Origin of the sequence: Tenacibaculum lutimaris (assembly GCF_003610735.1) — a bacterium.
Taxonomy (GTDB): domain Bacteria; phylum Bacteroidota; class Bacteroidia; order Flavobacteriales; family Flavobacteriaceae; genus Polaribacter; species Polaribacter lutimaris.
Genome location: NZ_RAQM01000006.1, coordinates 256,511 through 282,825, shown reverse-complemented (window position 1 = coordinate 282,825; position 26,315 = coordinate 256,511). Strand labels below are relative to the sequence as shown.

24 protein-coding genes are annotated in these 26,315 nt (G+C 32.5%); 14 read left to right on the top strand and 10 right to left on the bottom strand.

What is annotated here, in order from left to right; genetic code table 11:
* The 3 genes from C8N26_RS01330 to nqrF all read left to right on the top strand — a co-directional run bounded on the left by C8N26_RS01330 (position 1) and on the right by nqrF (position 2,796).
* Positions 1-645 (top strand): NADH:ubiquinone reductase (Na(+)-transporting) subunit D, encoded by a 645-nt coding sequence (locus tag C8N26_RS01330; RefSeq protein WP_028891371.1) that lies wholly within the window; start codon positions 1-3, stop codon positions 643-645.
* 85 nt (positions 646-730) lie between these two features.
* Complete coding sequence (nqrE, locus tag C8N26_RS01325; RefSeq protein WP_028891370.1) at positions 731-1,480, top strand: NADH:ubiquinone reductase (Na(+)-transporting) subunit E; 750 nt, start codon at positions 731-733, stop codon at positions 1,478-1,480.
* The gene (gene nqrF / locus C8N26_RS01320) at positions 1,480-2,796 is read left to right on the top strand and encodes an NADH:ubiquinone reductase (Na(+)-transporting) subunit F (RefSeq protein ID WP_120185706.1); all 1,317 of its coding nucleotides are present in this window, start codon (positions 1,480-1,482) and stop codon (positions 2,794-2,796) included. Before nqrE ends, nqrF begins: the two co-directional genes overlap by 1 nt.
* 303 nt (positions 2,797-3,099) lie before the next feature.
* On the opposite strand, the gene C8N26_RS01315 is transcribed toward nqrF, so the two are convergent.
* Complete coding sequence (locus C8N26_RS01315) at positions 3,100-3,561, bottom strand: hypothetical protein (protein WP_038005515.1); 462 nt, start codon at positions 3,559-3,561, stop codon at positions 3,100-3,102.
* A 68-nt stretch (positions 3,562-3,629) separates the two neighbouring features.
* Here C8N26_RS01315 and C8N26_RS01310 point away from each other — a divergent pair, with 68 nt between their 5' ends.
* The 7 genes from C8N26_RS01310 (at position 3,630) to C8N26_RS01280 (ending at position 12,003) form a co-directional block, all read left to right on the top strand.
* Positions 3,630-4,985: a DEAD/DEAH box helicase gene (locus C8N26_RS01310; RefSeq protein WP_028891367.1), complete on the top strand. Its 1,356-nt coding sequence runs from the start codon at positions 3,630-3,632 to the stop codon at positions 4,983-4,985.
* Positions 4,985-5,344 carry a hypothetical protein gene (locus C8N26_RS01305; protein WP_028891366.1) on the top strand — a complete coding sequence of 120 codons (360 nt, stop codon included), beginning with the start codon at positions 4,985-4,987 and terminating at the stop codon, positions 5,342-5,344. The genes C8N26_RS01310 and C8N26_RS01305 overlap by 1 nt, the downstream gene beginning before the upstream one ends.
* Positions 5,345-5,459: 115 nt before the next feature.
* Positions 5,460-6,023, top strand: a complete 564-nt coding sequence (locus C8N26_RS01300) for a uracil-DNA glycosylase family protein (protein WP_028891365.1) — start codon at positions 5,460-5,462, stop codon at positions 6,021-6,023.
* Positions 6,024-6,096: 73 nt separating this feature from the next.
* Entirely contained in the window at positions 6,097-7,296 is a 1,200-nt protein-coding gene (gene hflX, locus C8N26_RS01295) for a GTPase HflX (protein ID WP_120185705.1), read from the top strand.
* 371 nt (positions 7,297-7,667) lie between these two features.
* Positions 7,668-8,372: an energy transducer TonB gene (locus C8N26_RS01290; RefSeq protein ID WP_120185704.1), complete on the top strand. Its 705-nt coding sequence runs from the start codon at positions 7,668-7,670 to the stop codon at positions 8,370-8,372.
* A 111-nt stretch (positions 8,373-8,483) separates the two neighbouring features.
* On the top strand, positions 8,484-9,215 hold the full coding sequence (locus tag C8N26_RS01285) for an energy transducer TonB (protein ID WP_147418467.1): 732 nt from the start codon (positions 8,484-8,486) through the stop codon (positions 9,213-9,215).
* Positions 9,216-9,258: 43 nt separating this feature from the next.
* On the top strand, positions 9,259-12,003 hold the full coding sequence (locus tag C8N26_RS01280) for a TonB-dependent receptor (RefSeq protein ID WP_120185703.1): 2,745 nt from the start codon (positions 9,259-9,261) through the stop codon (positions 12,001-12,003).
* A 74-nt stretch (positions 12,004-12,077) separates the two neighbouring features.
* Here C8N26_RS01280 and C8N26_RS01275 read toward each other — a convergent pair whose 3' ends face one another.
* The 8 genes from C8N26_RS01275 to C8N26_RS01240 form a co-directional block, all read right to left on the bottom strand.
* Complete coding sequence (locus tag C8N26_RS01275; protein ID WP_120185702.1) at positions 12,078-13,154, bottom strand: CNNM domain-containing protein; 1,077 nt, start codon at positions 13,152-13,154, stop codon at positions 12,078-12,080.
* A gap of 87 nt (positions 13,155-13,241) precedes the next feature.
* Positions 13,242-14,081 (bottom strand): DUF3078 domain-containing protein, encoded by an 840-nt coding sequence (locus C8N26_RS01270; RefSeq protein ID WP_120185701.1) that lies wholly within the window; start codon positions 14,079-14,081, stop codon positions 13,242-13,244.
* Between the two features lie 81 nt (positions 14,082-14,162).
* Entirely contained in the window at positions 14,163-15,113 is a 951-nt protein-coding gene (locus tag C8N26_RS01265; RefSeq protein ID WP_120185700.1) for a DUF3078 domain-containing protein, read from the bottom strand.
* A gap of 32 nt (positions 15,114-15,145) precedes the next feature.
* Positions 15,146-15,655 (bottom strand): DUF2480 family protein, encoded by a 510-nt coding sequence (locus C8N26_RS01260; protein WP_120185699.1) that lies wholly within the window; start codon positions 15,653-15,655, stop codon positions 15,146-15,148.
* 87 nt (positions 15,656-15,742) lie between these two features.
* Positions 15,743-16,531: a hypothetical protein gene (locus tag C8N26_RS01255; protein ID WP_120185698.1), complete on the bottom strand. Its 789-nt coding sequence runs from the start codon at positions 16,529-16,531 to the stop codon at positions 15,743-15,745.
* A gap of 71 nt (positions 16,532-16,602) precedes the next feature.
* On the bottom strand, positions 16,603-16,923 hold the full coding sequence (locus C8N26_RS01250; RefSeq protein WP_028891358.1) for a DUF59 domain-containing protein: 321 nt from the start codon (positions 16,921-16,923) through the stop codon (positions 16,603-16,605).
* A 2-nt stretch (positions 16,924-16,925) separates the two neighbouring features.
* The gene (locus C8N26_RS01245; protein ID WP_120185697.1) at positions 16,926-17,666 is read right to left on the bottom strand and encodes a hypothetical protein; all 741 of its coding nucleotides are present in this window, start codon (positions 17,664-17,666) and stop codon (positions 16,926-16,928) included.
* A gap of 13 nt (positions 17,667-17,679) precedes the next feature.
* Entirely contained in the window at positions 17,680-18,105 is a 426-nt protein-coding gene (locus C8N26_RS01240; RefSeq protein ID WP_120185696.1) for a SufE family protein, read from the bottom strand.
* 187 nt (positions 18,106-18,292) lie between these two features.
* Between C8N26_RS01240 and C8N26_RS01235 the strand changes: the two genes are divergently transcribed.
* Together C8N26_RS01235 and C8N26_RS01230 are read left to right on the top strand one after the other, a co-directional pair.
* Positions 18,293-19,219: a PfkB family carbohydrate kinase gene (locus C8N26_RS01235; protein ID WP_120185695.1), complete on the top strand. Its 927-nt coding sequence runs from the start codon at positions 18,293-18,295 to the stop codon at positions 19,217-19,219.
* A gap of 78 nt (positions 19,220-19,297) precedes the next feature.
* Positions 19,298-21,196, top strand: a complete 1,899-nt coding sequence (locus tag C8N26_RS01230; protein ID WP_120185694.1) for an amidophosphoribosyltransferase — start codon at positions 19,298-19,300, stop codon at positions 21,194-21,196.
* A gap of 73 nt (positions 21,197-21,269) precedes the next feature.
* Here the strand turns inward: C8N26_RS01230 and C8N26_RS01225 are convergent, their stop codons facing one another.
* The gene (locus C8N26_RS01225) at positions 21,270-21,632 is read right to left on the bottom strand and encodes an SPOR domain-containing protein (RefSeq protein WP_120185693.1); all 363 of its coding nucleotides are present in this window, start codon (positions 21,630-21,632) and stop codon (positions 21,270-21,272) included.
* A gap of 213 nt (positions 21,633-21,845) precedes the next feature.
* On the opposite strand from C8N26_RS01225, the gene C8N26_RS01220 reads away from it, so the two are divergent.
* On the top strand, positions 21,846-23,138 hold the full coding sequence (locus C8N26_RS01220; protein ID WP_120185692.1) for a c-type cytochrome: 1,293 nt from the start codon (positions 21,846-21,848) through the stop codon (positions 23,136-23,138).
* 32 nt (positions 23,139-23,170) lie between these two features.
* Positions 23,171-26,311, top strand: a complete 3,141-nt coding sequence (locus C8N26_RS01215) for a TAT-variant-translocated molybdopterin oxidoreductase (RefSeq protein ID WP_120185691.1) — start codon at positions 23,171-23,173, stop codon at positions 26,309-26,311.
* Positions 26,312-26,315: the final 4 nt, after the last annotated feature.

The window sequence follows — 26,315 nt, the reverse complement described above, 5'->3', positions numbered from 1 at the left end:
ATGGGACTTTTATCAAAAAAAGACGCAGCGTTAATTACTGATCCATTAGCAGATAATAACCCAATTACTATTCAAGTATTAGGTATTTGTTCTGCATTAGCAATTACGGCAGAGTTAAAAGCTTCTATTGTAATGTCTTTATCGGTATTATTTGTATTAGGAGTAGGAAACGTGGTAATCTCGTTAATGAGAAATATTATTCCATCAAAAATTAGAATTATTGTACAGTTAATCGTAGTAGCTACTTTAGTAATTATTGTAGACCAAGTGTTAAAAGCATTTGCGTACGATTTAAGTAAAACCCTATCGGTATTTATTGGGTTAATTATTACAAACTGTATTATCATGGGGCGTTTTGAAGCATTTGCTTTAGGAAACGGACCTTGGAGATCTTTCTTAGATGGTATTGGTAATGCTTTAGGATACGCAGTAATCTTAATTATTGTAGGTTTCTTTAGAGAGTTATTAGGTTCTGGTACTTTATTAGGATTTAAAGTATTAGGTGATCCTATTGAGAAAACAGGATTGTATGCTTTAGGATATGAAAACAACGGATTTATGTTATTATCACCAATGGCATTAATCGTTGTAGGTATCATTATTTGGGTACAACGTACAAGAAATAAAGCATTAGTAGAAGATTAAAATAGTAATGAGACGTTAGATATGAGAATTGAGATGCTATCAATAAACTCAATACTAACTACTCAATACTAAATACTATAAAAATATGGAACATATAGAATTATTTTTCAAGTCGATATTTATAGATAACATGGTATTCGCAACCTTCTTAGGAATGTGTTCGTACCTAGCAGTATCTAAAAAAGTATCAACAGCCGTAGGTTTAGGAGCAGCCGTTATTTTTGTATTAGCGGTAACTGTACCAGTAAACTGGTTGTTAGATCAGTATTTATTACAACCAGGAGCTTTAAAGTGGTTAGGAGCTGAGTATGCAGATTATGATTTAAGTTTCTTATCATTTATCATGTTTATTGCAACAATTGCAACCATGGTACAATTGGTAGAAATTATTGTAGAAAAATTTGCGCCAGCATTATATAACTCTTTAGGAATTTTCTTACCGTTAATTGCTGTAAACTGTGCAATTTTAGGAGGATCATTATTCATGCAATCTCGTGAAATCCCAACATTAGGTTTATCATTAACTTATGGAGTAGGATCTGGTATTGGATGGTTCTTAGCAATTTTAGCAATTGCAGCTATTCGTGAAAAAATTAGATATTCATCTGTACCACCAGCATTAAGAGGATTAGGTATTACATTTATCATTACAGGTTTAATGGCTATCGGATTTATGAGTTTCGGTGGAATGTTAACAGGAGGTGATGATGAAGGTAAAAAAGAAGAAACTACAGCAGTTCAGGTTGAAAAGAAAGAAGTAGAAGAGAAGAAAGTTGAAACAACTGAAGAGAAAGCTGAAGAATTAGCTAATAACACTAAAGAAATTACAGAATAATGGTATTTTTAGAAGTAAGCACAGGAGGAACAGTTGCTATTACAGTATTAGCGTTTTTAGCGGTAATCTTAGTTTTAGTAGCGTTATTATTATTTGTAAAACAAAAGTTAGCACCATCTGGACCTGTAAAAATTACAATCAATGGTGAAAAAACAATAGAAGTACCATCAGGAGGAACTTTGTTATCTACCTTAGGTAATGAAAAAATCTTCTTACCATCAGCATGTGGTGGAGGTGGTTCTTGTGTACAATGTGAGTGTCACGTAAACTCTGGTGGAGGTGAAGCTTTACCAACAGAAACGCCACACTTTACACGTAAAGAATTACAACATGGTATTCGTTTAGCATGTCAGGTAAAAGTAAAACAAGACATGGACATTTCTATTCCAGAAGAAATTTTCGGAATTAAGAAATGGGAAGCAACTGTTGTAAGAAACTATAACGTAGCAACCTTTATTAAGGAGTTTGTAGTTGAGATTCCAGAAGAAATGGATTATAAAGCAGGTGGGTATATTCAAATTGAAATACCACCATGTGAAATAAAATATGCTGACATGGATATTTCTGCTCATCCACAAGATCATCCAGGTGAACCTGATAAATTTGAGGCTGATTGGGATAAATTTAACCTAAGGCCATTGGTAATGAAGAATGAAGAAACTGTAGAGAGAGCATACTCTATGGCTTCTTACCCTGCAGAAGGAAGAGAAATCATGTTAAATGTTCGTGTAGCAACACCTCCTTTCGACCGTGCTAAAGGCGGATGGATGGATGTAAATCCAGGGGTGGCATCTTCGTATATTTTTAATCAAAAGCCAGGAGATAAAGTAACTATTTCTGGACCTTATGGTGAATTCTTCATCAATGATTCTGAAGCTGAAATGTTATATGTAGGTGGTGGAGCTGGTATGGCACCAATGCGTTCACATATTTATCATTTATTTAGAACTTTAAAGACTGGTAGAAAAGTAACATACTGGTATGGAGGTCGTTCTAAAGCAGAATTATTCTACATTCACTACTTTAGAGCGTTAGAAAAAGACTTTCCAAACTTTAAATTCTACTTGGCATTATCTGAGCCATTAGAAGAAGATAACTGGAAGGTTAAAAAAGATATTAATGATGAAAGCGGAGATGGTTTTGTTGGGTTTATTCACCAAGTTGTAATAGACCAATATTTATCTAAGCATGAAAGTCCTGAGGATTTAGAATTATATTTCTGTGGACCACCATTAATGAATAAAGCAGTACAAAAAATGGGTGAAGATTTTGGTCTAGATGACGAAAACATTCGTTTTGATGACTTTGGAGGATAATCACTTATTGACTCTACATATAAAACCGATACAGTATTGTATCGGTTTTTTTATACAATAAAAACAACCATTTATAATTAATAATCAACCAATTATAGATTTTTTAACGTTTAGTTAAACTGAATGGTTTTCTTTTGTAGCTATCTACTAAATATTTAAACCAAACTAAATCTATGAATTGTCCAAATTGCCAATCTATTTCGGTTAGAAGAAAAAGAAGAAGCCTCTTTCAAAAGATAATCTTTTTTAATAAGAAAAAATTTAAGTGTTTTGATTGCAAAACAATGTTTTTTGCAAGATGATTTACTCGTAAATCACATCAAATTTATAAACAGGATTATCTTGTTCATATTCAAAAACCTTAGCATAATCCATAACATTAGGTATGTTTTCTAGCTCGCATAAATGCTTAACCACTAAACACAAACCGTTAAACAAAATTTCTTTATTGGTTGGGTTTTGAGGTTTAGGGTTGTAATGACATAGAGGAACTGTAAATCCGCAAGCCTCTAAAAATACTTTTTCAATCTGTAAAAGCTCTAAAGGTGAGTAGCCATTAAATTTTCTGCCTAAATTTTGATGCACTCTACCCACATAGCTTAACTCTAACGAACCATGACCATTAGTTAGGTGTTTCCAGCTATCTCGGTTATCTAGAATATTACCTACAGCACAAGCTGAACAACATTCTGGGTTTAATTCGTCATTATGAAAAGCATTATAAAGCTTTATAAGTGCCTGCTCTAATCTTTTAGGTGTTTCCATAATCAAAATGAATTAAGTCCTTTAAATATACAAAATATTGGTTGTACCTTTGCATCAAATTATTGTTAATGACTACTTTTCAAGATTTAGACTTATCAAATCCATTAAGAAATTCAATTGAAGAATTAGGTTTCGTTAATCCAACACCTATTCAAGAACAAGCATTTCCCGTAATTCGTTCAGGAAAAGACGTTGTAGGTATTGCTCAAACAGGTACAGGTAAAACCTTTGGATATTTATTACCTATACTCCGAGATTTAAAGTTTTCAAAACAACAACATCCTAGAGTAATGATTTTAGTACCTACACGTGAATTAGTTGTGCAGGTGGTTGAAGAAATTGAAAAGTTAGCAAAATACATTACATTAAAAACTGTAGGGGTTTATGGTGGTGTTAACTTGAATCGTCATAAAGAAGCAGTAATGCAAGGAGCAGATATTATTGTAGCTACTCCTGGGCGTTTATACGATTTAGCATTAAGTAATGTGTTGAAGTTAAAATCTATTCAAAAATTGGTGATTGATGAAGTAGATGTAATGCTTGATTTAGGTTTCCGTTTTCAGTTATTAAACATTTTTGATTTGTTGCCACAACGACGTCAAAATATCATGTTTTCGGCAACCATGACCGAAGATGTAGAAGCTTTGATTGATGATTTCTTTATAGCTCCACATAAAATTGCTATTGCCGTTAGTGGAACTCCGTTAGATAATATTCAGCAAACAAGTTATGATGTTCCAAATTTCTATACAAAAGTTAATTTGTTGAACTATTTGTTATTTGATAAATCAGAATTTAGTAAAGTATTAGTGTTTGCTCCCAACAAGCGAAATGCGGATAGGTTGTTTGATTGTGTAGCTGAAGAATATCCATCACAAGCTTGTGTAATTCACTCGAACAAAACACAAAATTATCGTTTGCGTTCTATTGAACAATTCAACAAAGGAGAAAAAAGAATTTTAATTGCGACTGACGTAATAGCTCGTGGATTGGATTTAGAAGAAGTTACTCATGTAATCAATTTTGATGTACCACATTTCCCTGAAAACTATATGCATAGAATAGGTCGTACAGGTCGTGCAGAACACGAAGGAAAAACGATTTTATTTGCTACTGAAAAAGAGCAGGAAGCAAAACAACGTATAGAGGAGTTGATGGATTATACAATTCCGAAGTTAGAAATTCCTGAACAAGTTGAAATAACCAAACAATTAACTGAAGAAGAGCGTCCGAAGGAAGAAAGAGAAGTAAATAAAAATAGAACTTCTCAAGAGTATGAAGCAGGTCCAGCTTTCCACGAAAAGAAGGAGAAGAACAAAAAAACAAATCAAGGAGGTTCTTATAGAAGAGAGTTGGCTAAGAAATATAAAAAACCAAAGACTAGAGGCGATAAAAACTATAACAAACGCAATAAGAAGAAATAATGCAAGAACTTACTAAACAAGAGCTCCACAATTTAGGAATGAACATTGTGGGTAAGAAACTGCAGGAAATGGGTTATGAATTTGTTGCAATCAATAGCGAGTTAAAAAAACATCCGCAGTTTGTATTGTATAAAAAAGGAGAGCCTACCATTTTTGTGTTGGTAAAAACTACAAATAACATTCAGTCACCACAAGAATATGATGTGTTATGGATGGAAACTTTTAAAGAACACGCAAAAAATCAAAACGCAAAAGTTTGGTATGCAGGAATTGGTATTGCTAATGCAGAAAGTATAGAATTACCTGTTTTTAAAGATCAACCGTATTACATAGCTTTTGATGATTTTATCAAGTTTTAGTATTTGTCATATCGAGTGATTTTGTTCTTGAGTGAAGCGAACAAGAACAAAATTGTATCGAGACACCTTACTGGCATAGCATTTTTAAATCGATAGAGTTTTAGTATTTTTAACTATGAAAGAATTACTATCTGATATTCGAAAATGCACTATCTGTAAAGATTTTATAGAACCTAATCCTGTTGTTTTAGCAAGTAAAAAATCAAAGATTATTATTGTAGGTCAAGCACCAGGAACTAAAGTACATCAATCAGGAATTCCTTGGGATGACGCGAGCGGAAAGCAATTACGAAATTGGCTAGGAGTTACTAACGAACAATTTTACGATGCTAATAACTTCGGAATTATTCCGATGGGATTCTGTTATCCAGGAAAAGGAAAATCTGGAGATCTACCACCAAGAAAAGAATGTGCACCTCAATGGCATCAACCCTTATTAGATGAAATGAGTAAGGTGAAATTGGTTGTTTTAATTGGGATGTATGCTCAGAATTACTATCTAAAAGATAGAGCAAAACGAACGCTTACAGAAACAGTAGATGCTTTTCAAGAATATTTACCAGACTATTTTGTGTTACCACATCCATCACCAAGAAATCGATTTTGGTTAACTAAAAATCCTTGGTTTGAAAAAGAGGTATTACCTCAATTTAAGAAGATAATTAAAGAGTTACTGTAGAATTAAAAATAACCCAGTTCTCAAAGAAATAAGTTAATTACTTTACATCGATAAATTCGTACTTTTGCAACGTATGATAGAAACACGTGAAGCCATATCAGAAAAAGCGGTTTTAATAGGAATTATAACCCAACATCAAGACGAAAAACAGTCAGAAGAATATTTAGATGAGTTAGAGTTTTTAACACTAACAGCTGGAGGAGTTGCAGTAAAACGTTTTGTGCAAAAACTAGATAAGCCCAATCCTAAAACTTTTCTGGGAACGGGAAAGTTAGAAGATGTAAAAGCGTATATAGATTTAAACGATATCGGAACAGCAATTTTCGATGACGAATTATCACCTGCACAGTTAAGAAATATTGAACGTTTTTTAGATTGTAAGATTTTAGATAGAACTAACTTAATCCTTGATATTTTTGCAAGTAGAGCACAAACAAGTTCGGCAAAAGCTCAGGTAGAATTGGCTCAATATCAATATTTATTGCCTCGATTAACACGTATGTGGACCCACCTCGATAAACAAAAAGGGGGTATTGGTATGCGTGGACCTGGAGAAACGGAAATTGAAACTGACCGTCGTATTATTCGTGATAAAATTTCATTACTTAAAAAGAAATTAGAAACGATTGATAAACAAATGTCAATACAGCGCAAAAATCGTGGAAAAATGGTTCGTGTTGCTTTGGTGGGGTATACCAACGTGGGTAAGTCTACTTTAATGAATGTAATTAGTAAAAGTGAGGTTTTTGCTGAGAATAAGTTATTTGCAACATTAGATACTACAGTAAGAAAAGTGGTCATTAAAAATATTCCGTTTTTAATGACAGACACTGTTGGGTTTATTAGAAAGTTACCAACCCAGTTAGTAGAATCATTTAAATCTACCTTAGATGAAGTTAGAGAAGCAGATTTATTATTGCATGTAGTTGATATTTCGCATCCAAATTTTGAAGATCATATTGCTTCTGTAAACAAAATTTTAGACGAAATTGACAGTAAAGATAAACCTACTGTTATGGTATTTAATAAGATAGATGCTTATACTCATGAAACTATTGAAGAAGACGATTTAACAACAGAAAAAACAAAAGAGTATTATACTTTAGAAGATTGGAAAAGAACATGGATGAATGATTTAGAAACTGAAAGTATTTTTATATCTGCCTTAAACAAAGATAACCTAGAAGACTTTAAAGAAAAGGTGTATGAAGAGGTAAAAAAGATTCATATACAACGTTTTCCTTATAACGATTTCTTATATCAAGAGTACTAGTTTTTTACGCTAAAAAAACATAACGATAACACAAAAAGAACTTAGATAATTGCTGTTTAAGTTCTTTTTTACTATCTTTATAATTATTAACATAGAATTTTCTATGTTTTTTTAAACATTGTTAATCAGTATTTTTAAACATTTTATCCCCCTAAAAAATGAAAAATAAAATAACTTCACAAAAAAAATCAGCACGATTTTTATTAGAACATCAAGTAGGTAAGAGTTCATTTGTTAATACTCTAAATTTAGTTTAATACAGCCTTAAAACTTGTTAGTATTCATAAAGCTTTTAATTTTTTAATAAAGGCCTAAAGAATTGTCTACTCAATTTTATATTGAGTTACCGTGTTTTAACAAAACAGATCGTGATGAAAAAAATAATTATATTCTTGTTAGCTATTTTGTATAGTACGCATTTATTAAATGCACAAGAAAAATGTACCTCTCAAGATCATGGTTCAAAAGATATAAATACGATAGATAAATGCTTGATTGAAAAAGATAATGATAATCAAGACGAATCTCCTGTAATAGTAACTACGGTTTCTAGTAGAAGATATTTAAAAAAACGTATTTATTTTGAAAAAGCTACTCGCTTAGCTGAAGAATTAAAAGCGAAAGAATTACATTCTCTAAAAACAATTAATGAATTAAACTCATATCACTTAAGTAATCTTACTCCAATCATAAGAAAAACTGAGCGTAAAGGTATTTCTTTTGATATAGTTGATGAAATCCCTATGTTCTTAACATGTTCAGATCCATCAATGGATAAAATAGATTGTTTTAATTATGAAATGCAGCAACATATACTTGATACCTTAGTTTATCCTAATGAGGCATTGGATAAAGGTATAGAAGGTAATGTGTTGGTTAGTTTTATAATTGATGAAACAGGTAAAGTAACCAATATAAAAACAGAAGGAGAAGGTGTTCATGAACTTTTAAAAGAAGAGGCTAAGAGAATTGTGTTGTTGCTTCCAAATTTTAAACCAGGAAAACAAGGAGGTGAACCTTCAAAAGTATTGTATAGTTTTCCAATGAGTTTTACGTTAAATGCAGAAGCATATTAGTTATATAAATAATTTAATTTTTCACAAAAAAAGAGTACTTTTGCCCGCCGATTTTTCTGGATAGATTAATAAATTAATTAATTGACTAGGAAATCATTAAAACCCTTAAGTGTGAAAAAAGTAATTATATTTATATTTTTAGTTTGTTTGTATGCAACTAATGTAATGGCTCAGCGTGAAGTTTGTGAAACTCCCGAAGAAAATTTAGATTTAAATAGTATTACTAAATGTACTATTGAGCCTCAAAGTAAAAACAATAAAGGAACACGTCAAATTTCCGTAAAGGTTTCTGCTAATAGAAGATATTTAAAGAAAAGAGAAATCTTTAAAAAGAAAGCTGTCACTACTGCAACAGAATTATCAGGTGCAGGAACAGCAAAAGTTGATGATACTCAAGAATCAACAGAGATTGCCAAATCCTTAATAATTAAAAATAATATTGAAGATTTAACCAGTAAATTATCAGCCGAAGAAATAAGAAAAGCTGAAAAATTTAGTACTGTAGATAAAATACCTCTTTTTACTGCTTGTGAAAAAGCTAAAAAAGGAGATAGGTTAGATTGTTTCAATATTGAAATGGTAAAACATATTCAAAAACATTTCAGATACCCTAGTCAAGCAGTGAAAGAATCAATTCAGGGGGAGGTTTGGGTTCGTTTTATTATTGATAAAAACGGACAGGTAAAGAATATTAAAACCCTAGGACCAACGAATGGAGAGTTATTAAATAATGAAGCTGTTCGAGTGGTATCACAATTACCTCAATTTATACCAGCTATAAAGCAAGGAGGTAATACTTCAGTTAAATACGGATTCCCTATTATGTTTGCTCTAGATGAGTAAATAAATCAATAATAATTTACAAAAATCAATTAAAATAAACATTATGTTTAAAAATCTACTATCTATATTTTTAGTAGTTTGTGCTATATCTGTATATGGACAAACTACTATAAAAGGAAAAGTCTATGATGAATATCTAGAGCCTTTTTCTAACGCTGTAATTATTTCTAAAGATACAAGAGCTACTTCTGATTTTGATGGAAACTTTTCTATTACTGTAAAAGAAACGTTCCCGATAAGCCTTCAGGTTTCTGCTTTTGGATATAAAACTGAATTGGTAGAAGTATTATCTGCAGGTCAAGAAGTAAACGTTATTTTAAAAGAAAATATAGCGTTGGATGAAGTTGTAATTTCAGCATCAAGATCTCCAGAACGAGTTATAGAATCTCCCGTTACTATTGAAAGAATGGGGATTAATGATATTAGAAAAAATACATCTGTAACATATTACGATGGAATGGCTAATTTAAAAGGTATTGATCTTAGAGAAACTGGTTATGGTTTTAAATCAATCAACACAAGAGGTTTTTCTTCTTTTGAAAACACTCGATTTGTACAATTAGTTGATGGTATGGATACAGCGGTGCCAGCATTAACATTTTCAATGGGTAATTTAGCAGGAACTTCAGATTTAGATGTAGAGAGTGTTGAAGTATTACCAGGAGCCGCTTCAGCCTTATATGGAGCGAATGCTTTTAATGGAATCATGTTGTTAAAGAGTAAAAGCCCATTTAAATACTCTGGTATTAGCACTTATTTCAAATCAGGGTATAGTTCTCAAGAAGCAGGAGGAAACAATCCTTTCTATGATTTTGGAATGCGTATGGCTTATAAGTTCAATGATAAATTTGCAGGTAAAGTAAACTTTACTTATTTCAGTGCTGAGGAATGGCACGCTAATAACACAGGGAACTCTACTGAAATTGGAGGTGTTGAAATTGATGGAGATAGATCTTTACCAGGATATGACGGTATTAATGTATACGGAGATGAAGTGTTTGCTACATTAAAGCAAATTGCAACTGAAGCAAGTAAAACAAATCCATTAATTACACAAGATCTTATCAATTCGTTACCTGATGAAAAAATTTCAAGAACAGGGTATGATGAAGCAAGTTTAGTAGATTATAATTCAAACGGGTTAAAGTTTGATGCTTCATTGCATTATCGTCCTTGGGCTAATGAAAATTTAGAAATCATTTGGAATTCAAGATTTGCAAGAGGTAAAAACATTTATCAAGGAGCAAATAGATATGTTCAAGACGGGTTTTCTTTTGAGCAACATAGATTAGAATTTTTAGGAAAAAACTTTTTCTTAAGAGGGTATTATACTGCAAACGATTCAGGAGATTATTTTGATTCTCGTTTTAAGGCAATTAATATAAACCGAGTTTGGAAAGAAGATAAAAATTGGTTTGGTGATTATTTAAATGCTTATTTAAACCAAGGAAGAAATCACTCTAAAGCTAGAGATTTTGCTAATAGTGGTCGTTTTATGCCAGGTTCTGCAGAGTTTAATGAAGCTGCAGCTGATGTAGTTTCTAAATCAGTTGCAGAAGGAGGAGCGAAATTATCAGATCAAACATCATATTACCATGCTGATGGTAACTATAACTTCCGTGATATTATTAAATTCGGAGAAATCCAAGTTGGAGGTTCTTATAGAAAAATGAACTTAAACTCTCAGGGTTCAGTATTTACAGATGGAGATTCTAAAATTTCATTTGATGAATTTGGTATTTACACTCAGTTACAAAAGAAGTTTTTTGATGAAAGATTAAAGTTTACAGGATCTGTTCGTTATGACAAGTCAACAAACTTTAAAGGAAACTACTCTCCAAGGGTATCTTTAAATTACTCATTAGGTGAAAATAAAGATCACGTAATAAGAGCTTCTTATCAAACAGGATTTAGAAACCCAACTTTACAAGAACAATATTTTGGTCTTCCTATTGGAACAGGACATTTAATAGGAGGTGTAGCAGATAATTTAGACAGATACGTAGTTAATATTGAAGGAGGAAAAACTTTAACAGGGGTTGACGCTTTTCAAAATTCTTTTTCAAAGGCTGAGCTTGATAGAGGAAATTATAAAAAATCTCAATTAAGTACAATAGAACCTGAAAAAGTTATCTCGTACGAATTAGGATATAGAAGTATTATCAATTTAAATTCAGATAAGATTTTAGAGTTAGATATTAATGGTTACTATAACAATTATGAATCTTTTACAGCAATAAAAGATGTTATTGTACCTCACTATGGTGGATTTGATGCTGATGGAACTCCAAATGCTGAAGCGTTATTAGCGCTTCAAAATAATGATGTAACATCTTTCTCTGTAAATACCAACTCGAATGCAGATGTAACTTCTTATGGTATCGGAATAGGAATGTTGACCAAAATATTTAAAGGATTTGAATTAGGAGCAAGTTATAATTATGCTAAGTTTGATTTTGATGAAGCTTCAGACCCAGATTTTGAGCCAGCATTTAACACACCAGAACACAAAGTAAAAGTTCAGTTTGGTCACCCAAACTTATTTAAAAACTTTGGTTTTAATATTAACGCTCGTTGGCAAGATGAATACTATTGGCAATCGTCTTTCTTACAAGGTTTAGTTGATTCTAGAACAGTATTAGACGCTCAAGTTAACTATACGGTTCCAGCAATTAAATCAAGGTTTAAAATAGGAGGAACTAACTTAACAGGTAAGGAGTATTTTATAGCACCAGGAGCAGGATCAATAGGTTCTTTATATTACATATCTTGGACTATTAATGACTAATTAACTTAGTTGTATAAAATAAAAGAGGCGTGAATTGTAATTCACGCCTCTTTTTGTATAAAGATAAAAATGATTTATTCATTTTCTGTATCGTCATTAATAATCCCTAATCGCTTTGCTCGCTGTTCCCAGCTCTTTCTAGCTAAACTTTGAAGGTTTGCTACATTATCACTTTCATCCATAATTTCATAGCCTAAAAGTGTCTCTATAACGTCTTCTTGAGTAACTAAACCACTAACAGAACCATATTCATCTACCACTAAAGCTAAGTGTTCTCTTTGTTCAATTAATCGTTCGAATAAATTTGGAATAGATAGCTCTCTACTAGCTATTATAATTTCTCTTTTAATAGTTTTTAAAGGTTCATCTCCTTTATTATCTACTAATGAAAGTAATAATTGGTCTTTTAAAACATAACCAGTTATGTTATCTGGATTTTCAGCGTAAATAGGTATTCTAGAAAAGCGTAAAGGTCTGTTTTCATCAAAGAATGATTTTATACTTTGATTTTCATCTGCTGTAGTAAGTACCGTACGAGGAGTCATAATATGTTTAGCTTGTACTTGTTTAAAGTTTAGCATATTTCTAATTACTTTCCCTTCACTTTCATGAAAAACCCCTTCTTGTTCTGCAATATCGGTCATTGCGGTAAAATCCTCTCTACTAAGTACACTTTCACCATGCGCTCCTTTTCCAAATATTTTGGTGAAAAGTTGAAGTGTCCAGATAATTCCTGTGTATTTGCAGAAAAAGATTAAAATGTTCAAAGCCTTTGTTGAAAAACTAGCTAAAGATTTCCAGTAAGTAGCTCCTATAGTTTTAGGGATAATTTCAGAAGCAACTAAAATTAAAATAGTCATTACAGCCGAAACAATAAATACCCCATTACCTTCATCGCTAAATATTTTTTTTGCTTGCGCACCTACTAAAATGGCTCCTACAGTATGTGCAATAGTATTAACAGTAAGGATAGCAATAAGAGGTTTGTCCACATCTTTTTTTAAAGCTTCTAAACCGTCAGCGTAGGCTTTTCCTTCTTTCTTTTTTACATTAACAAAAGTGGGTGTTACACTTAATAAAACAGCTTCGAGTATGGAGCATAAAAAGGAAAAAAATATAGATAAAGTTGCGTAAACAATTAAAAGTGTCATTCGTTAAAATTTTTAAGCTAAAATACATAAAAAAGAAAACCTCAAGAAGTTCTTCTTGAGGTTTTGAATATGTGTTTAGTAATGTTTTTAAAAACCGTAATTAATACCTAAACCGAATACCTCTCTTGTTTGAAATCCTTCAAAAGCATTATCATCATAAATTGCTTGCATAGAAAGGTTTGCAGATAGATACTTGTTAACTTTCATAACAACATTAACAGTATAATCAATATCTACATTTTGAAAATCTTCTAAATAGTTGCTATAAAGGTTTAAAATGTTTTCTACCGAAACGTTTTTCATTACGTCTAATTTGTAGTAAGCGTTTAAAGCAGCCCCTAATTCATAGCGAGTAGTTTCTCCTTGTGCAACACCAAAAGCGTCTCCCATTTCAGTTAAATGCCCGTGCATTACTATTAATTTAGAGGTTGCAGGAGCAATGTTAACTTTTAAGTTATCATGTTTTTTCCATAGCATACCAGGTCCAAATTGAAAGTATGCAGGAGAAAAGAAGTGAGAAGTTTGTTCACCATTAACATCAGTTGATGACATTTGTGTTTTAAAGTTGAAAAAAGCAGAGTAGTACCAGTTTCCGCTAGCTTTTTTACCTACTAAAGAATTTAACTCTAAGCGGTCATCCGTTTTTTTCATTTCTTCTCCTTTTAGTTTTGTTAAACCATAAGAAGCAATTAATTTATTATCCCAAGTCCAATCACCTTTTGTGTAGTTGAAATCATAGTTTAAACCAATGGTACCAGAAATGTTATTTGTACCTCCAGCTAACCAATTATTAAAAGCAGATTGGTTAAATAGGAAAGAGATGTTACCGTTTCTTTTCCATCCTTCTTTAGGTTCTTCTTTTTTTTCTTCTTGTGCATTAGCTGTTAAAGCACCAAACAAAACAGCGATTGCTAATAATTTTTTCATTTTAATGAATTTTAATTTAATTTTTTTGAGGGCGCGAATGTACGCTTTACATAAAGCTTAGACAAAGTTATTGATTAAAAGTCACGTTTTGTGAAAAATATAATTTAAGCCAAGTCCAAAAACCTCTTTAAATTGTATTTTACTAGAGGCATCATCATCAATAATAGCATGCAAACCAAGATTTGTAGAAAGGTTTTTGTTAATCTTTACAAATATGTTTAATTGGTAATCGATATCTATATTCTGAGGGCTACTTAAATAATCTGAATAGACGGCAAGAATGTTTTCCATTGTTACGTCTTTCATGATTTCTTTCTTGTAATAGGCAGAAAGGTTGAAACCTAAACCTAGTTTTGAGGTTTTACCTTCTTCAACACCATATTTCCCAGAGAATTCATTAGAAACAAAAGTATAACGAGCTGTAGCTGGTGCAATGTTTATTCTGGCATCATCATTTCGTTTCCAAAGCATACCGGGACCAAAACTCCAATATGCAGGAGAGAAAAAGTCAGAAACAGCTAATTTGGGTTCTTGTTTATAGTCATATCCTCTAGCATATTGCGTTTTAAAGTTGCTAAAAAACGAGAAAAACCAAAGCTTAGAAGCTTTTAGACCTAGTAAAGAGTTATATTCAAATCTGTCTTCTGTCTTTCTCATTCCTTGGCCGTCAACATAGCTTAATCCGTAGGCAGATATAACTTTGTTATCCCAGTTCCACTTCTTTTTTTTGTAGTTGAAATCGTAGCCAAGTGTCATGTTTCCGGCAACAGTATTGTTTCCCCCAGCTGACCAATTGGCAAAAGATGATTGATTGAACAAAAAAGTATATTTTCCTGTAACCATCCATTTTTTTGGAGGATTCTTTTTTATTAATACCTCAGGAGCAAGGAATCGTCTTATAATAGTAGAACTATAGTTAACTTCTACAGGAGCACTAACTAATTTTAATGCAGAAATGCTATCCTTTTTAGTTTTTTGAGAAAAGACAGAAAAAGAAAAACATATAAAAAGAAATAAAAAGAGTTTTTTCATCTATAGTTAAGTTAAGGAGTTTATAAATCGAATTACTTTTTTTTCTTGTAAAGAGGTACGGTTGAACAAGCTTCACCAAACATAACGCTTTTTGCCACAGGTTTAACTTTTTGAATTAGTAAGGTGTATGCAGAAGAAGGTATAGGTTTGTTTGCACAACCTTTTATAATTATAGGCTTGTCTTGATAATCAGATATGTCAATTTGGTTTATAATATCTTGATAAATAACAGTTTCAAGTAGAGGTAAATCACCAACAACAACTTGTTTAGCAAAAGGAGTAAGCTCTACAGTTAGTAACAAGTAAGCCCACGAAGGAATAATAGCATCAGAAGAACAAGTAAGAGCAACATAACTATCTTGGTATTGAGACCAATCGTGATTTTTTACAGATTCTCTAAAATCCTTTTCACGTAGTATTAACTCTTCATACAGCCAACCTTTAATATCAAATACAATGCGATTTCCTTTTGGATAAAAGTCTTCAAGGTCTATCGTAGTAAGATTACTATTTGCAACTTTATTTATAATATTGTTTGACATTTGTTTTTTGTAAAAATAAAAAAAATCTTCATCTACAATGTTGTTTTAAAGATGAAGATTTTATCGTTTTGAAAAACTATTGATAATCTACTTATTGTATTCGTAAGTTACGACATATGAGTAGTCATTGCTTGATTCATCTCTTTCTATAACGAAATTATCAGAATCGTATTTGTAAATTGTTTTGTATGAACCTAATTCTTTATTGTCTTTATCAAATTCTTGAACTAATGTTATGTTGTGTGTCCCACCACCTTCAAAATCTGATTGTAAGATGGCTTTAACACCAACAATATTTATAAGAGGAGAATTTTTATTGTCAAATGTGTAAATTGTGTAGTTTGTATCTGTATCTGTAGTTTCTTTAACTTTATTGTCAGATAAATACTCGTAACTCGATACAACTGTATTAGTATTACTATTAAAGAATTGCTCAGTTGTAGTTTTTTCTAGTTTAGAATCAGAGTTATATTGATACTCTCTTATGCTGTTTATTGCGTTTAAAGAATTATAGTTTGTTTGTTTAGTAAGCAAATCACCAGTATACTCATACTCGCTATAACGGTCTGTTCTTCCATTACTATCTATATCTTCTGTTTTAGTAATTTTTCCGTTTGTATAAGTAAATAAGGTTTTTTCTACTACTTCAGGGGATTCATGGATTATTTTAAGTAATTCATATTTGTCATTGTAATGATAAGTACTAGTTGTGGTAGATTCTACATATGGAGTATCTGGGTCTCCATCATCATCGTAGCTTTCTACACTTATTTGTTTGTTCAATAACTTAGGAGATTCTTTTTCGATTATTTCTTTGTCAGAAGTACAAGAAGCAATTGTCATTAAAGTGACAAGTAAAAGTGCTGTTTTTTTCATAATTTTTTATGTTTTTTTAAAAATTTCATGCGAAATTAGTTATTTAAAATAGATAAAAAAAATATTGTTAATTATAACATTCCTAGCTCTAATTTAGCTTCTTCACTCATCATGTCTTGAGTCCAAGTAGGATCAAAAGTGATTTCAACCTCACAGTTGTTAATTTCTTTTAGTGTTTTTACCTTTTCTTCAACTTCAACAGGTAAAGTTTCTGCTACAGGGCAATTAGGAGAAGTTAACGTCATTAATATTTTGGCGTCATTTTCCTCCGAAATAAATACGTCGTAAATTAATCCTAATTCGTAGATGTCTACTGGAATTTCAGGATCGTATATCGTTTTTAATACACGAACTATTTTATCTCCTAATTCTTCTAATTGATCTTCAGTCATTTTTATTTGTTGTATGTATAATTTCTTGTTTCTCCCCATGAGTAACCACTAGAATCAACTTCATTAACTACAATTACAGTAGGGAAGTCGTCATTGTCATACGTAATTGTATTTGTTTTAGTGTAATTTAACTCTCCGTTGCGATAAGATTTTTCTTCTATAATGTTACCTAGTTTTATTAAAGGAAAAATTCTTTTTATATTATTAGCTTCCAAAAAAGGAAAGTTTTTGCCGTCGTATTTAATTATGCTATAACTGCCTGTATTCGTCGCATTCATTTTTTTTACAGTATTACCGTTATATTCGTAGTTATATATAGTTGTTGTTGATGGTGTGCTGTAATGATAAGTTTCTTTTTCTGAAATTAAAAGATTATTACTGTCGTAAGTGTACTCTATAGATCTAACAATAGAATTATCTTCAACTCTAGAGTGCTTTACAAGCTTATTATTTAGATATTCATAATTGTCAGAAATGTTATAATTCTCTTGGTCTAGTTTAACTAGATTATCATTACTGTCATAATGAGCTTTACTAAAAAAAGTATCATTATTAGTGATATTTGTTAAAAAGTTATCTGAATCATAATTATAATATGAAATATGTGTGTCAGAACTGCTTCCTGTTTCTATTTGCTCAAGTTTTATCAGTAGCTTAGGTATTTCTTTTGTAAGCTCTTCATCGTTGTTAGAACAGCTAACTAAAAAGAAAGGAATTAATAAAAAGCTAAATTTTTTTTTCATATTCAATAGGTTTCTAATTAGCTAACTTACTTTGCTGTGCAATCGCATACATTTTTATTTGTTTTACCATTGATACTAATCCGTTAGCTCTGGTCGGACTTAAATGCTCTTTGAGCCCAATTTCATCAATAAAATTAGTATCAGCCTCTAAAATAGCTTTTGGTGTTTGGTTTGAAAATACCCTCAATAATAAAGCCACAATTCCTTTGGTTAAAATAGCGTCGCTATCTGCAGTAAATTCGATAGTATCACCTTTTAATTCAGAATGTAGCCATACTTTTGATTGACAGCCTTTTATCAAATTTTCATCTAATTTGTAAGCTTCATCTATTAATGGTAATGATTTCCCTAATTCTATGATGTATTCGTAACGTTCCATCCAGTCTTCAAACATTGAAAACTCATCAATAATTTCTTCTTGTATTTCTTTGATAGTCATTTTTTAAAACTATTTTTGCAAAGTCAAAAAGACCGTTTTTAATTAAAGGGGCAAAATTACGACAAAAAAGGCAGTTAACATGACAGTTTGTGTCTTAATACATATAATTAGTAAAACTTTAAGTCTTAATTTGTTAAGGCAAAAAGAAAAGAAACATTTCTTCTAGTACAGAAGATTAGGTAGAGTTATGAGTAAATTATTAGCAGTAGGTACGGTAGCATTTGACGCTATTGAAACACCTTTCGGAAAGACAGATAAGATTTTAGGAGGATCAGGTACGTTTGTAGGATTAGCAGCTTCACAGTTTGGAGTAAAGACAGGAGTAGTTTCTGTTGTTGGAGGAGATTTTCCTCAGTCATATATAGATATGATGAACAACAAAGGAATTAATACCGACGGAGTTGAAATCGTAAAAGAAGGAAAAACTTTCTTTTGGAGTGGGAAATATCACAACGATATGAATTCTCGCGATACTTTGGTTACCGAATTAAATGTGTTAGAGCATTTTCAACCTGTAGTACCAGAGTCTTTTAAAGATGCACCTATAGTAATGTTAGGGAATTTACATCCATTAACTCAAGCATCTGTATTAGATCAGATGAATGAGCGCCCAAAATTAGTAGTATTAGATACTATGAACTTTTGGATGGACATCGCTTTAAACGATTTGTACGAAGTATTGAAACGTGTAGACGTAATCACAATTAATGATGAAGAAGCTCGTCAGTTAAGTGGAGAGTATTCATTAGTTAATGCAGCTCAAAAAATCCATGAAATGGGGCCAAAATATGTAGTGATTAAAAAAGGAGAGCACGGAGCTTTATTATTTAATGAAGGTAACATGTTCTTTGCGCCAGCATTACCATTAGCAGAAGTGTTTGACCCAACAGGAGCAGGAGATACGTTTGCTGGAGGTTTCTGTGGATATTTAGCGAAGACTGAAGATATCTCTTTTGAAAATATGAAGAGTGCTATTATCTACGGATCTAACTTAGCATCGTTCTGTGTTGAAAAATTTGGAACAGAACGTATGGAAGAGCTAACAAACCAAGAAGTGCAAACACGTTTACAAGCTTTTAAAGAATTAACACAATTTGATATTGAACTATCATAACAATAAATCCGCGCTTTTTGGTGCGGATTTTTTTATACAACACACAAAACCACAACACAACTAAATACTTGAAATTAAATGAGTGACGCTATTAAACATGAATGCGGAATTGCAATGGTTCGATTAAAAAAACCATTACAATATTATAAAGATAAATACGGTACCGCGTTTTATGGTGTAAACAAAATGTATTTGTTAATGGAAAAACAGCACAACAGAGGTCAAGATGGAGCTGGATTAGCAAGTATTAAATTTAATGTAGAGCCAGGAACAAGGTATATAAGTAGAGTTCGATCAAATGAATCGCAACCTATTCAAGATATTTTTGGTAAGATTAATAAAAGAATCAACGGGGTTTTTGAAGAAAATCCAGATAAAGTTGATGACGTTAATTGGCAAGAAGAAAATGTACCTTATTTAGGTAATTTATTTTTGGGGCATGTTCGTTACGGTACCTTTGGTGGGAATTCTATCGAAAATGTTCATCCATTTTTACGTCAAAGTAACTGGAAGCACCAAAGCTTAATTGTTGCAGGTAACTTTAATATGACGAACTCTAAACAGTTATTAAATGATTTAATAGAGTTAGGACAGCACCCTAAAGAGTCTACAGATACGGTTACTATTTTAGAAAAAATAGGACACTTTTTACAATCAGAAGTTTCTGATTTGTACCTAAAAGCAAAAGAGGAAGGGTTTAATAAAAAAGATGCTTCTCCTTACATTGAAGAACATTTAGATATTCAACGTATTTTAAAACGTTCAGCCAAAAATTGGGATGGAGGTTATGCTATGGCGGGTATGTTAGGGCATGGAGATGCCTTTGTGTTGAGAGATCCATCAGCTATTCGTCCAGCTTTCTTTTATGAAGATGAAGAAGTGGTAGTTGTAGCTTCTGAACGCCCAGTAATCCAAACAACTTTTAATGTAGATATCGATTCAATAAAAGAAATTGAAAGAGGTCACGCGTTAATTATTAAGAAAAATGGTCAAACAAGCATGTCTCCAATTTTAGAGCAGCGTCCTAAAAAAGCATGTTCATTTGAGCGTATTTATTTTTCAAGAGGTAGTGATGCTTCGATTTATGAAGAACGTAAGAATTTAGGAAAATATGTGTTTCCTGAAGTTTTAAAGTCTATTGATAGTGATATAGAAAATTCAGTATTTTCATACATTCCAAACACAGCTGAAACTTCTTTCTTCGGAATGATGGAAGCGGCGGAAGATGTGTTAAATCAACAAAAAACTGATGCTATTTTAGCTGGTGAAGGAAAATTATCAAAAGAAAAGGTAATTGAAATTCTATCTAAAAGACCACGTTTTGAAAAGATAGCTATTAAAGATGCAAAACTTCGTACTTTCATTACTGATGATAGTAGTCGTGATGATTTAGTAGCACACGTGTATGATGTTACTTATGGGGTTGTAAAACCAACTGATAACTTGGTTATTATTGATGATAGTATTGTAAGAGGAACTACATTAAAGAAAAGTATCATCAAGATATTAGATAGATTGAATCCAAAGAAGATTGTAGTGGTTTCATCAGCGCCTCAAATTCGTTACCCAGACTGTTATGGTATTGATATGGCTAAGATTAATGATTTTATTGCATTCAAAGCTGCTTTAGAATTGTTAAAAGAAACGGATCAATATCATATTGTTGACGAAGTGTATCAAAAGTGTAAGCAACAAGAAAATAGTGAGGATAAAGACGTGGTGAACTACGTAAAAGAAATTTATGCACCTTTTACTGATGAAGAGGTTTCAGCAAAGATTGCTCAGATGTTAAAAACTGAAGAAATTAAAGCTCAAGTAGAAGTGATCTTCCAGCCAGTTAGTGAATTACATAAGGCATGCCCTGATAATTTAGGAGACTGGTATTTTACAGGAGATTATCCTACTGATGGTGGACATAGAGTGGTAAACCAAGCATTCATCAATTTTTATGAAGGAAGCGATGCTAGAGCTTATTAATAAGTAGGTATTAGTTATAAAAAAAAGAGTGATCAAACGATCACTCTTTTTTTTTATTTATTTAAGCGTTGTTTTACATAGGAACAACAATGGCTCCAGAGAATTTCTCGCGAATTTCATTTAAAGCTCTGTCTGCATGTAAACGAGTTTTATAGTTTCCAACTTGTATTTTCCATTCAGGAGCAGAATATGTTAGTTTGGTATATATACCAGGATACTCAACCTGAAATCTATTTCGTAAGCTTCTAGCGCGTCCTTCCTGACCATTGTATAATTGTATTCTATAACCAGTTCCGTTGTGCTTATTGTAAGCTCTCTTTTTTTCTATTAAAGAGTTAATGTTTTTGTTGTCAGCATATTTAGATTGTGCATTTACGCTAAAAACACCAGCTGATAATAGAAATATAAGTGTTATTATTAAACTACTATTCTTCATTTTTGAATCTTTTTACAAAAGTAACGACTTGTCCGTTAATAGATTGTTAATGTTCATTATTTAGAATTGTTATAAATTGCAAATAAGCAATCTCTTTGCATTTCACAATTTAGACAGAAGTAGTACTTTTGTGCAACTTTCTGTGTGCTAAATTAAAATTAGTTGTACAGAAAAAATTGTACCAAAATAGATACAAAACTTATATTTTATAGTATGAAAAGTGTGAATCATCACAGTCGGTTAACCAAAACTCTAGTAAGGAGTTTAGCTTTCTTTTTAGTTTTCTTAGTAAGTTTTTCGGCGTTCTCGCAAGATGTAGACGAAGCGCGTCAAAAAGAAGGAAAAAAATTATTTAAGTCTCTTTGTGCATCTTGTCACAAATTAGATAAAAAACTTGTAGGGCCTGCTTTAGCTGGTATTGAAGACAAAAGAACCAATGAGTGGTTAAAAGCATGGATTAAAGATAATGCTGCTTTAAGAGCTTCTGGAGATAAAGATGCTATTGCGATTTTTGAGGAATATAACGGTTCTAGTATGAACGCATTCCCTCAGTTAACTGATCAGAACGTTGATGATATTTTGTACTATACAACTGTTGGTGAGTTGAAGAAGGCTCCTGCTGCAGGTGCAGAAGTTGCTGGTCAACCTCAAGGAGATCAAGCTCCTCAATGGCTAATCTATATATTAGCAGCAGCAATCGTTGTGGCATTTTTAATTATTGGTAGTTTATTAAAGACTATTAGTGAATTAAAAGGAGCTCCGAAAACTCCAGGTTTAATGGGGCAAACTGCTGAATTATGGGAAGGAATTAAGCGCAATACATTCTTAAAAGTATTAACGGTAATTTTTGGTGCTTTAGTGGCGGCATACTTCTTATTCGGTACGTTGTTTAAAGTAGGTGTTGATACAGGTTATCAGCCAATTCAACCAATCGCATTTTCACATAAAATTCACGCAGGAGATAATAAGATTGACTGTCAGTACTGTCACTCTTCTGCTAAACATAGTAAAACATCTGGAATTCCTTCAGTAAATGTTTGTATGAACTGTCATAAAAATATTTCAGAAGTAGCAGATGACACTAAAGTTGTAATGGATGATCATACCTTAGTAAAAGCAGATTTAGATAAAGAAATCGCTAAGATTTACGAAGCTGCTGGGTGGGATCCTGATAAATTAGAGTACACAGGTAATACTAAGCCAATAAAATGGGTTAGAGTTCATAATTTACCAGATTTTGCATATTTTAACCACTCACAACACGTAACAGTAGGTGGAGTTGCTTGTCAAAAATGTCACGGACCAGTAGAAGAAATGGAAGAAGTATATCAACATTCTCCATTAACAATGGGTTGGTGTATCGACTGTCATAAGGATACTAAGGTAGACTTAAAAGGTAATGAGTACTATGCTAAGATTCATGAAGATTTAGCTAAAAAGTACGGTGTTGAGCAAGTAACAATTGCACAATTAGGAGGAAAAGAGTGTGGTAAGTGCCACTATTAATCAAATTAGAAAGTAGAAAAACACATATATAAATGGCTTCAGACAAAAAATACTGGCAAAGTGTTGAGGAACTTAAAGGAAGTTCTATTGTTGAAACGCTACGTAATAATGAGTTTGTACAAGATATCCCTACAGATGAGTTTTTAGGTGATAAAGAGACCTTAGAAACTTCATCAACATCGCGTAGAGATTTCTTGAAATATGTTGGATTTACCACAGCAGCAGCTTCTTTAGCGGCTTGTGAAGGTCCAGTAAGAAAATCAATTCCTTATGTAGTGCAACCTAATGATATCGTAGTAGGTGTTGCTGATTGGTACGCAACTACAATCGCAGACGGTTTTGATTTCGCAAACGTATTAGTAAAAACACGTGAAGGGCGTCCAATTCAAATCATGCCTAACAAAGAGGCAGGAGGAGTAACCAACGCACGTACGCAAGCATCGGTTTTATCATTATACGATGGTAAATTACGATTAAGAGAACCAAGAAAAGGTGAAACTGAAATTTCTTGGGCTGATGCTGATAAAGAAATCGTGGCTAAGTTAAACGAGTTAAAGAACGCTAACGAACCAGTAGTGTTATTAACAGGAACTTTAGCAAGTCCTTCTACTGATAAAGTTATTGCAGATTTTATTGCAGCTTATCCAAACGTTAAGCATGTAGTATATGATGCAATTTCTGAAAGTGCTACAGCTGATGCCTTTGAAGCTATGTATGGTAAAAGAGCTTTACCAGACTACGATTTTAGCAAAGCAGGAGTTATCGCATCTATCGGAGCAGATTTCTTAGGGGATTGGCAAGGTGGATATGAGAAATCTTATGCAGATGGTCGTAGAGTAGCAACAGGTAAAATGTCTTACCACGTTCAAATTGAAAGTAACATGTCTTTAACAGGTGCTAGTGCCGATAAAAGAATTGTTGCTAAGCCATCTGAACAAATTTTCGCTTTAATCAATTTATATAATGCAGTAACAGGAAGTAGTCTTCCTTCTAAAGCAACCGTTTTTGATGCAGAAGTTAAGCAATTAGCTAATGATCTTAAAAAAGCAGGTTCAAAAGGAGTTGTAGTTACTGGGTTAAATGATAAAAATGCACAATTAATTGCTTTAGCAATTAACAAAGCATTAAACAGTCAAGTAATCGATACACAAGCGGTAAACTTAACTCGCCAAGGTAACGATACTGAAGTTGCACAATTAGTAGCAGATATTAAAGCAGGAAAAGTAAAAGGTTTAGTTACTTACAACGTAAACCCAGTTTACTCTTTAGCTAATGCCGCTGATTTTGCAGAAGGAATTAAAAACTTAAAATTATCTGTTGCTTTATCTACTCAGAATGATGCAACAGCTAATGCTACACAATATACATTGCCAGCACCTCATAACTTAGAAAGTTGGGGAGATGTTATGGCGAAAGAAGGTGTTTATAGTTTAATGCAGCCTACTATTCAACCATTATTTAATACACGTCAGTTACAAGATGTGTTATTAAAGTGGACAGGTAGTACTGTAAATTACTATGATACTTTAAAAGAATTTTGGAGTACTAATGTTTTAGGAGGAGCTTCATGGAATCAAGCATTACATGATGGATTCTTTAAAGCTACAACTATTGCAGAAGCAACTACTTTTGAATCTACAGTAGATGTAAATGCTGCAGCAGTAGGATTAGTAAGATCTGCTAACAGCGCATCAGGATTTGAGTTAAACTTATATTCATCAACTGCATTAGGAGATGGTAAACAAGCCAACAACCCTTGGTTACAAGAATTACCAGATCCTCTTACCCGTGCTTCTTGGGATAACTACTTAACTATGTCTATGGCTGATGCCAAAGAGTTAGGTTTTGAGAATCCAGTAAAAGATAACGGAGCAATTAATGGTAACTATGCTAATGTAACGGTTAATGGAGTTACAATTAATAAAATTCCAGTAATCATTCAACCAGGGCAAGCTAAAGGATCAATTGGTTTAGCATTAGGTTATGGTAGAACTCAAGGATTAAAACCAGAGATGCAAGTAGGTATCAATGCATATCCTTTCTACCAAAATGGAAACAACGTACAATTCAATGTTTCTATTGAAAAAGCTTCAGGATGGCACAAATTTGCTTGTATGCAAGTACAAAGTACTTTAGCTGGTCGTCATGATATTTTAAAAGAAGCTTCATTAAAAGAAGTAAACGATAAGAGTTTAGACCCTAAACATACATGGAACAAACCATTTATGGTTTCTTACGATCACCAAGAAGTTGAAGGAAGTAAAATCGACTTATGGGATGAGCATGATAGAAGTTTAGGACACCACTTCAACTTATCTATCGACTTAACATCTTGTACAGGATGTGGGGCTTGTGTTATTGCATGTCACGCAGAAAACAACGTTCCTGTTGTTGGTAAAGATGAAATGAGAGTTGGTAGAGATATGGCTTGGTTACGTATTGATCGTTATTATTCTTCAACTGTTGTTGATAAGCAACACGAAGCAACAATGACGTTAGAAGAGTTCAAAGCACAGAATCCTAATTTAGCGAACCAAGAAGTTGAAAGAAGATATACTGAAAAAGTATTAGAATTAAGCAAGGGAGATTTATTTGATGCTTTAGAAAACCCAGCTGAGAATCCTCAGGTTGCTTTCCAACCAATGATGTGTCAGCACTGTAACCACGCACCTTGTGAAACAGTATGTCCAGTAGCAGCAACATCACACGGTCGTCAGGGTCAAAACCAAATGGCATATAACCGTTGTGTAGGTACTCGTTACTGTGCAAACAACTGTCCATATAGAGTTCGTCGTTTCAACTGGTTTAACTATGCTGAAAACAACGAGTTTGACTTCAATATGAACAATGAATACGGAAAAATGGTATTAAACCCAGACGTAGTAGTTCGTTCTCGTGGAGTTATGGAAAAATGTTCTATGTGTATCCAAATGACGCAAGCTACTATCTTAAAAGCTAAGAAAGAAGGTAGAGCTGTTAACAAAGATGAGTTTGAAACAGCATGTTCATCTGCTTGTTCTACTGGAGCTATGGTATTTGGAGATATTAACAACTCTGAAGATACAGTTACAGCGTTAAAAGAAGATAAAAGAGCTTTCCACGTGTTAGATTATATTGGTACAAAACCAAACGTAGTGTATCAAGTGAAAGTAAGAAATACAAACGAAGCTTAATAGT

Coding starts and splice junctions, on each gene's coding strand:
- C8N26_RS01290 (WP_120185704.1), top strand. CDS start 7,668: ATGAAAAAAATAATTATATTCTTGTTAGCTATTTTGTATAGTACGCAT.
- C8N26_RS01260 (WP_120185699.1), bottom strand. CDS start 15,655: ATGTCAAACAATATTATAAATAAAGTTGCAAATAGTAATCTTACTACG.
- C8N26_RS01275 (WP_120185702.1), bottom strand. CDS start 13,154: ATGACACTTTTAATTGTTTACGCAACTTTATCTATATTTTTTTCCTTT.
- C8N26_RS01220 (WP_120185692.1), top strand. CDS start 21,846: ATGAAAAGTGTGAATCATCACAGTCGGTTAACCAAAACTCTAGTAAGG.
- C8N26_RS01315 (WP_038005515.1), bottom strand. CDS start 3,561: ATGGAAACACCTAAAAGATTAGAGCAGGCACTTATAAAGCTTTATAAT.
- C8N26_RS01230 (WP_120185694.1), top strand. CDS start 19,298: ATGAGTGACGCTATTAAACATGAATGCGGAATTGCAATGGTTCGATTA.
- C8N26_RS01240 (WP_120185696.1), bottom strand. CDS start 18,105: ATGACTATCAAAGAAATACAAGAAGAAATTATTGATGAGTTTTCAATG.
- C8N26_RS01330 (WP_028891371.1), top strand. CDS start 1: ATGGGACTTTTATCAAAAAAAGACGCAGCGTTAATTACTGATCCATTA.
- C8N26_RS01300 (WP_028891365.1), top strand. CDS start 5,460: ATGAAAGAATTACTATCTGATATTCGAAAATGCACTATCTGTAAAGAT.
- C8N26_RS01250 (WP_028891358.1), bottom strand. CDS start 16,923: ATGACTGAAGATCAATTAGAAGAATTAGGAGATAAAATAGTTCGTGTA.
- C8N26_RS01280 (WP_120185703.1), top strand. CDS start 9,259: ATGTTTAAAAATCTACTATCTATATTTTTAGTAGTTTGTGCTATATCT.
- C8N26_RS01255 (WP_120185698.1), bottom strand. CDS start 16,531: ATGAAAAAAACAGCACTTTTACTTGTCACTTTAATGACAATTGCTTCT.
- nqrF (WP_120185706.1), top strand. CDS start 1,480: ATGGTATTTTTAGAAGTAAGCACAGGAGGAACAGTTGCTATTACAGTA.
- C8N26_RS01225 (WP_120185693.1), bottom strand. CDS start 21,632: ATGAAGAATAGTAGTTTAATAATAACACTTATATTTCTATTATCAGCT.
- C8N26_RS01215 (WP_120185691.1), top strand. CDS start 23,171: ATGGCTTCAGACAAAAAATACTGGCAAAGTGTTGAGGAACTTAAAGGA.
- nqrE (WP_028891370.1), top strand. CDS start 731: ATGGAACATATAGAATTATTTTTCAAGTCGATATTTATAGATAACATG.
- C8N26_RS01270 (WP_120185701.1), bottom strand. CDS start 14,081: ATGAAAAAATTATTAGCAATCGCTGTTTTGTTTGGTGCTTTAACAGCT.
- C8N26_RS01310 (WP_028891367.1), top strand. CDS start 3,630: ATGACTACTTTTCAAGATTTAGACTTATCAAATCCATTAAGAAATTCA.
- C8N26_RS01245 (WP_120185697.1), bottom strand. CDS start 17,666: ATGAAAAAAAAATTTAGCTTTTTATTAATTCCTTTCTTTTTAGTTAGC.
- hflX (WP_120185705.1), top strand. CDS start 6,097: ATGATAGAAACACGTGAAGCCATATCAGAAAAAGCGGTTTTAATAGGA.
- C8N26_RS01305 (WP_028891366.1), top strand. CDS start 4,985: ATGCAAGAACTTACTAAACAAGAGCTCCACAATTTAGGAATGAACATT.
- C8N26_RS01265 (WP_120185700.1), bottom strand. CDS start 15,113: ATGAAAAAACTCTTTTTATTTCTTTTTATATGTTTTTCTTTTTCTGTC.
- C8N26_RS01235 (WP_120185695.1), top strand. CDS start 18,293: ATGAGTAAATTATTAGCAGTAGGTACGGTAGCATTTGACGCTATTGAA.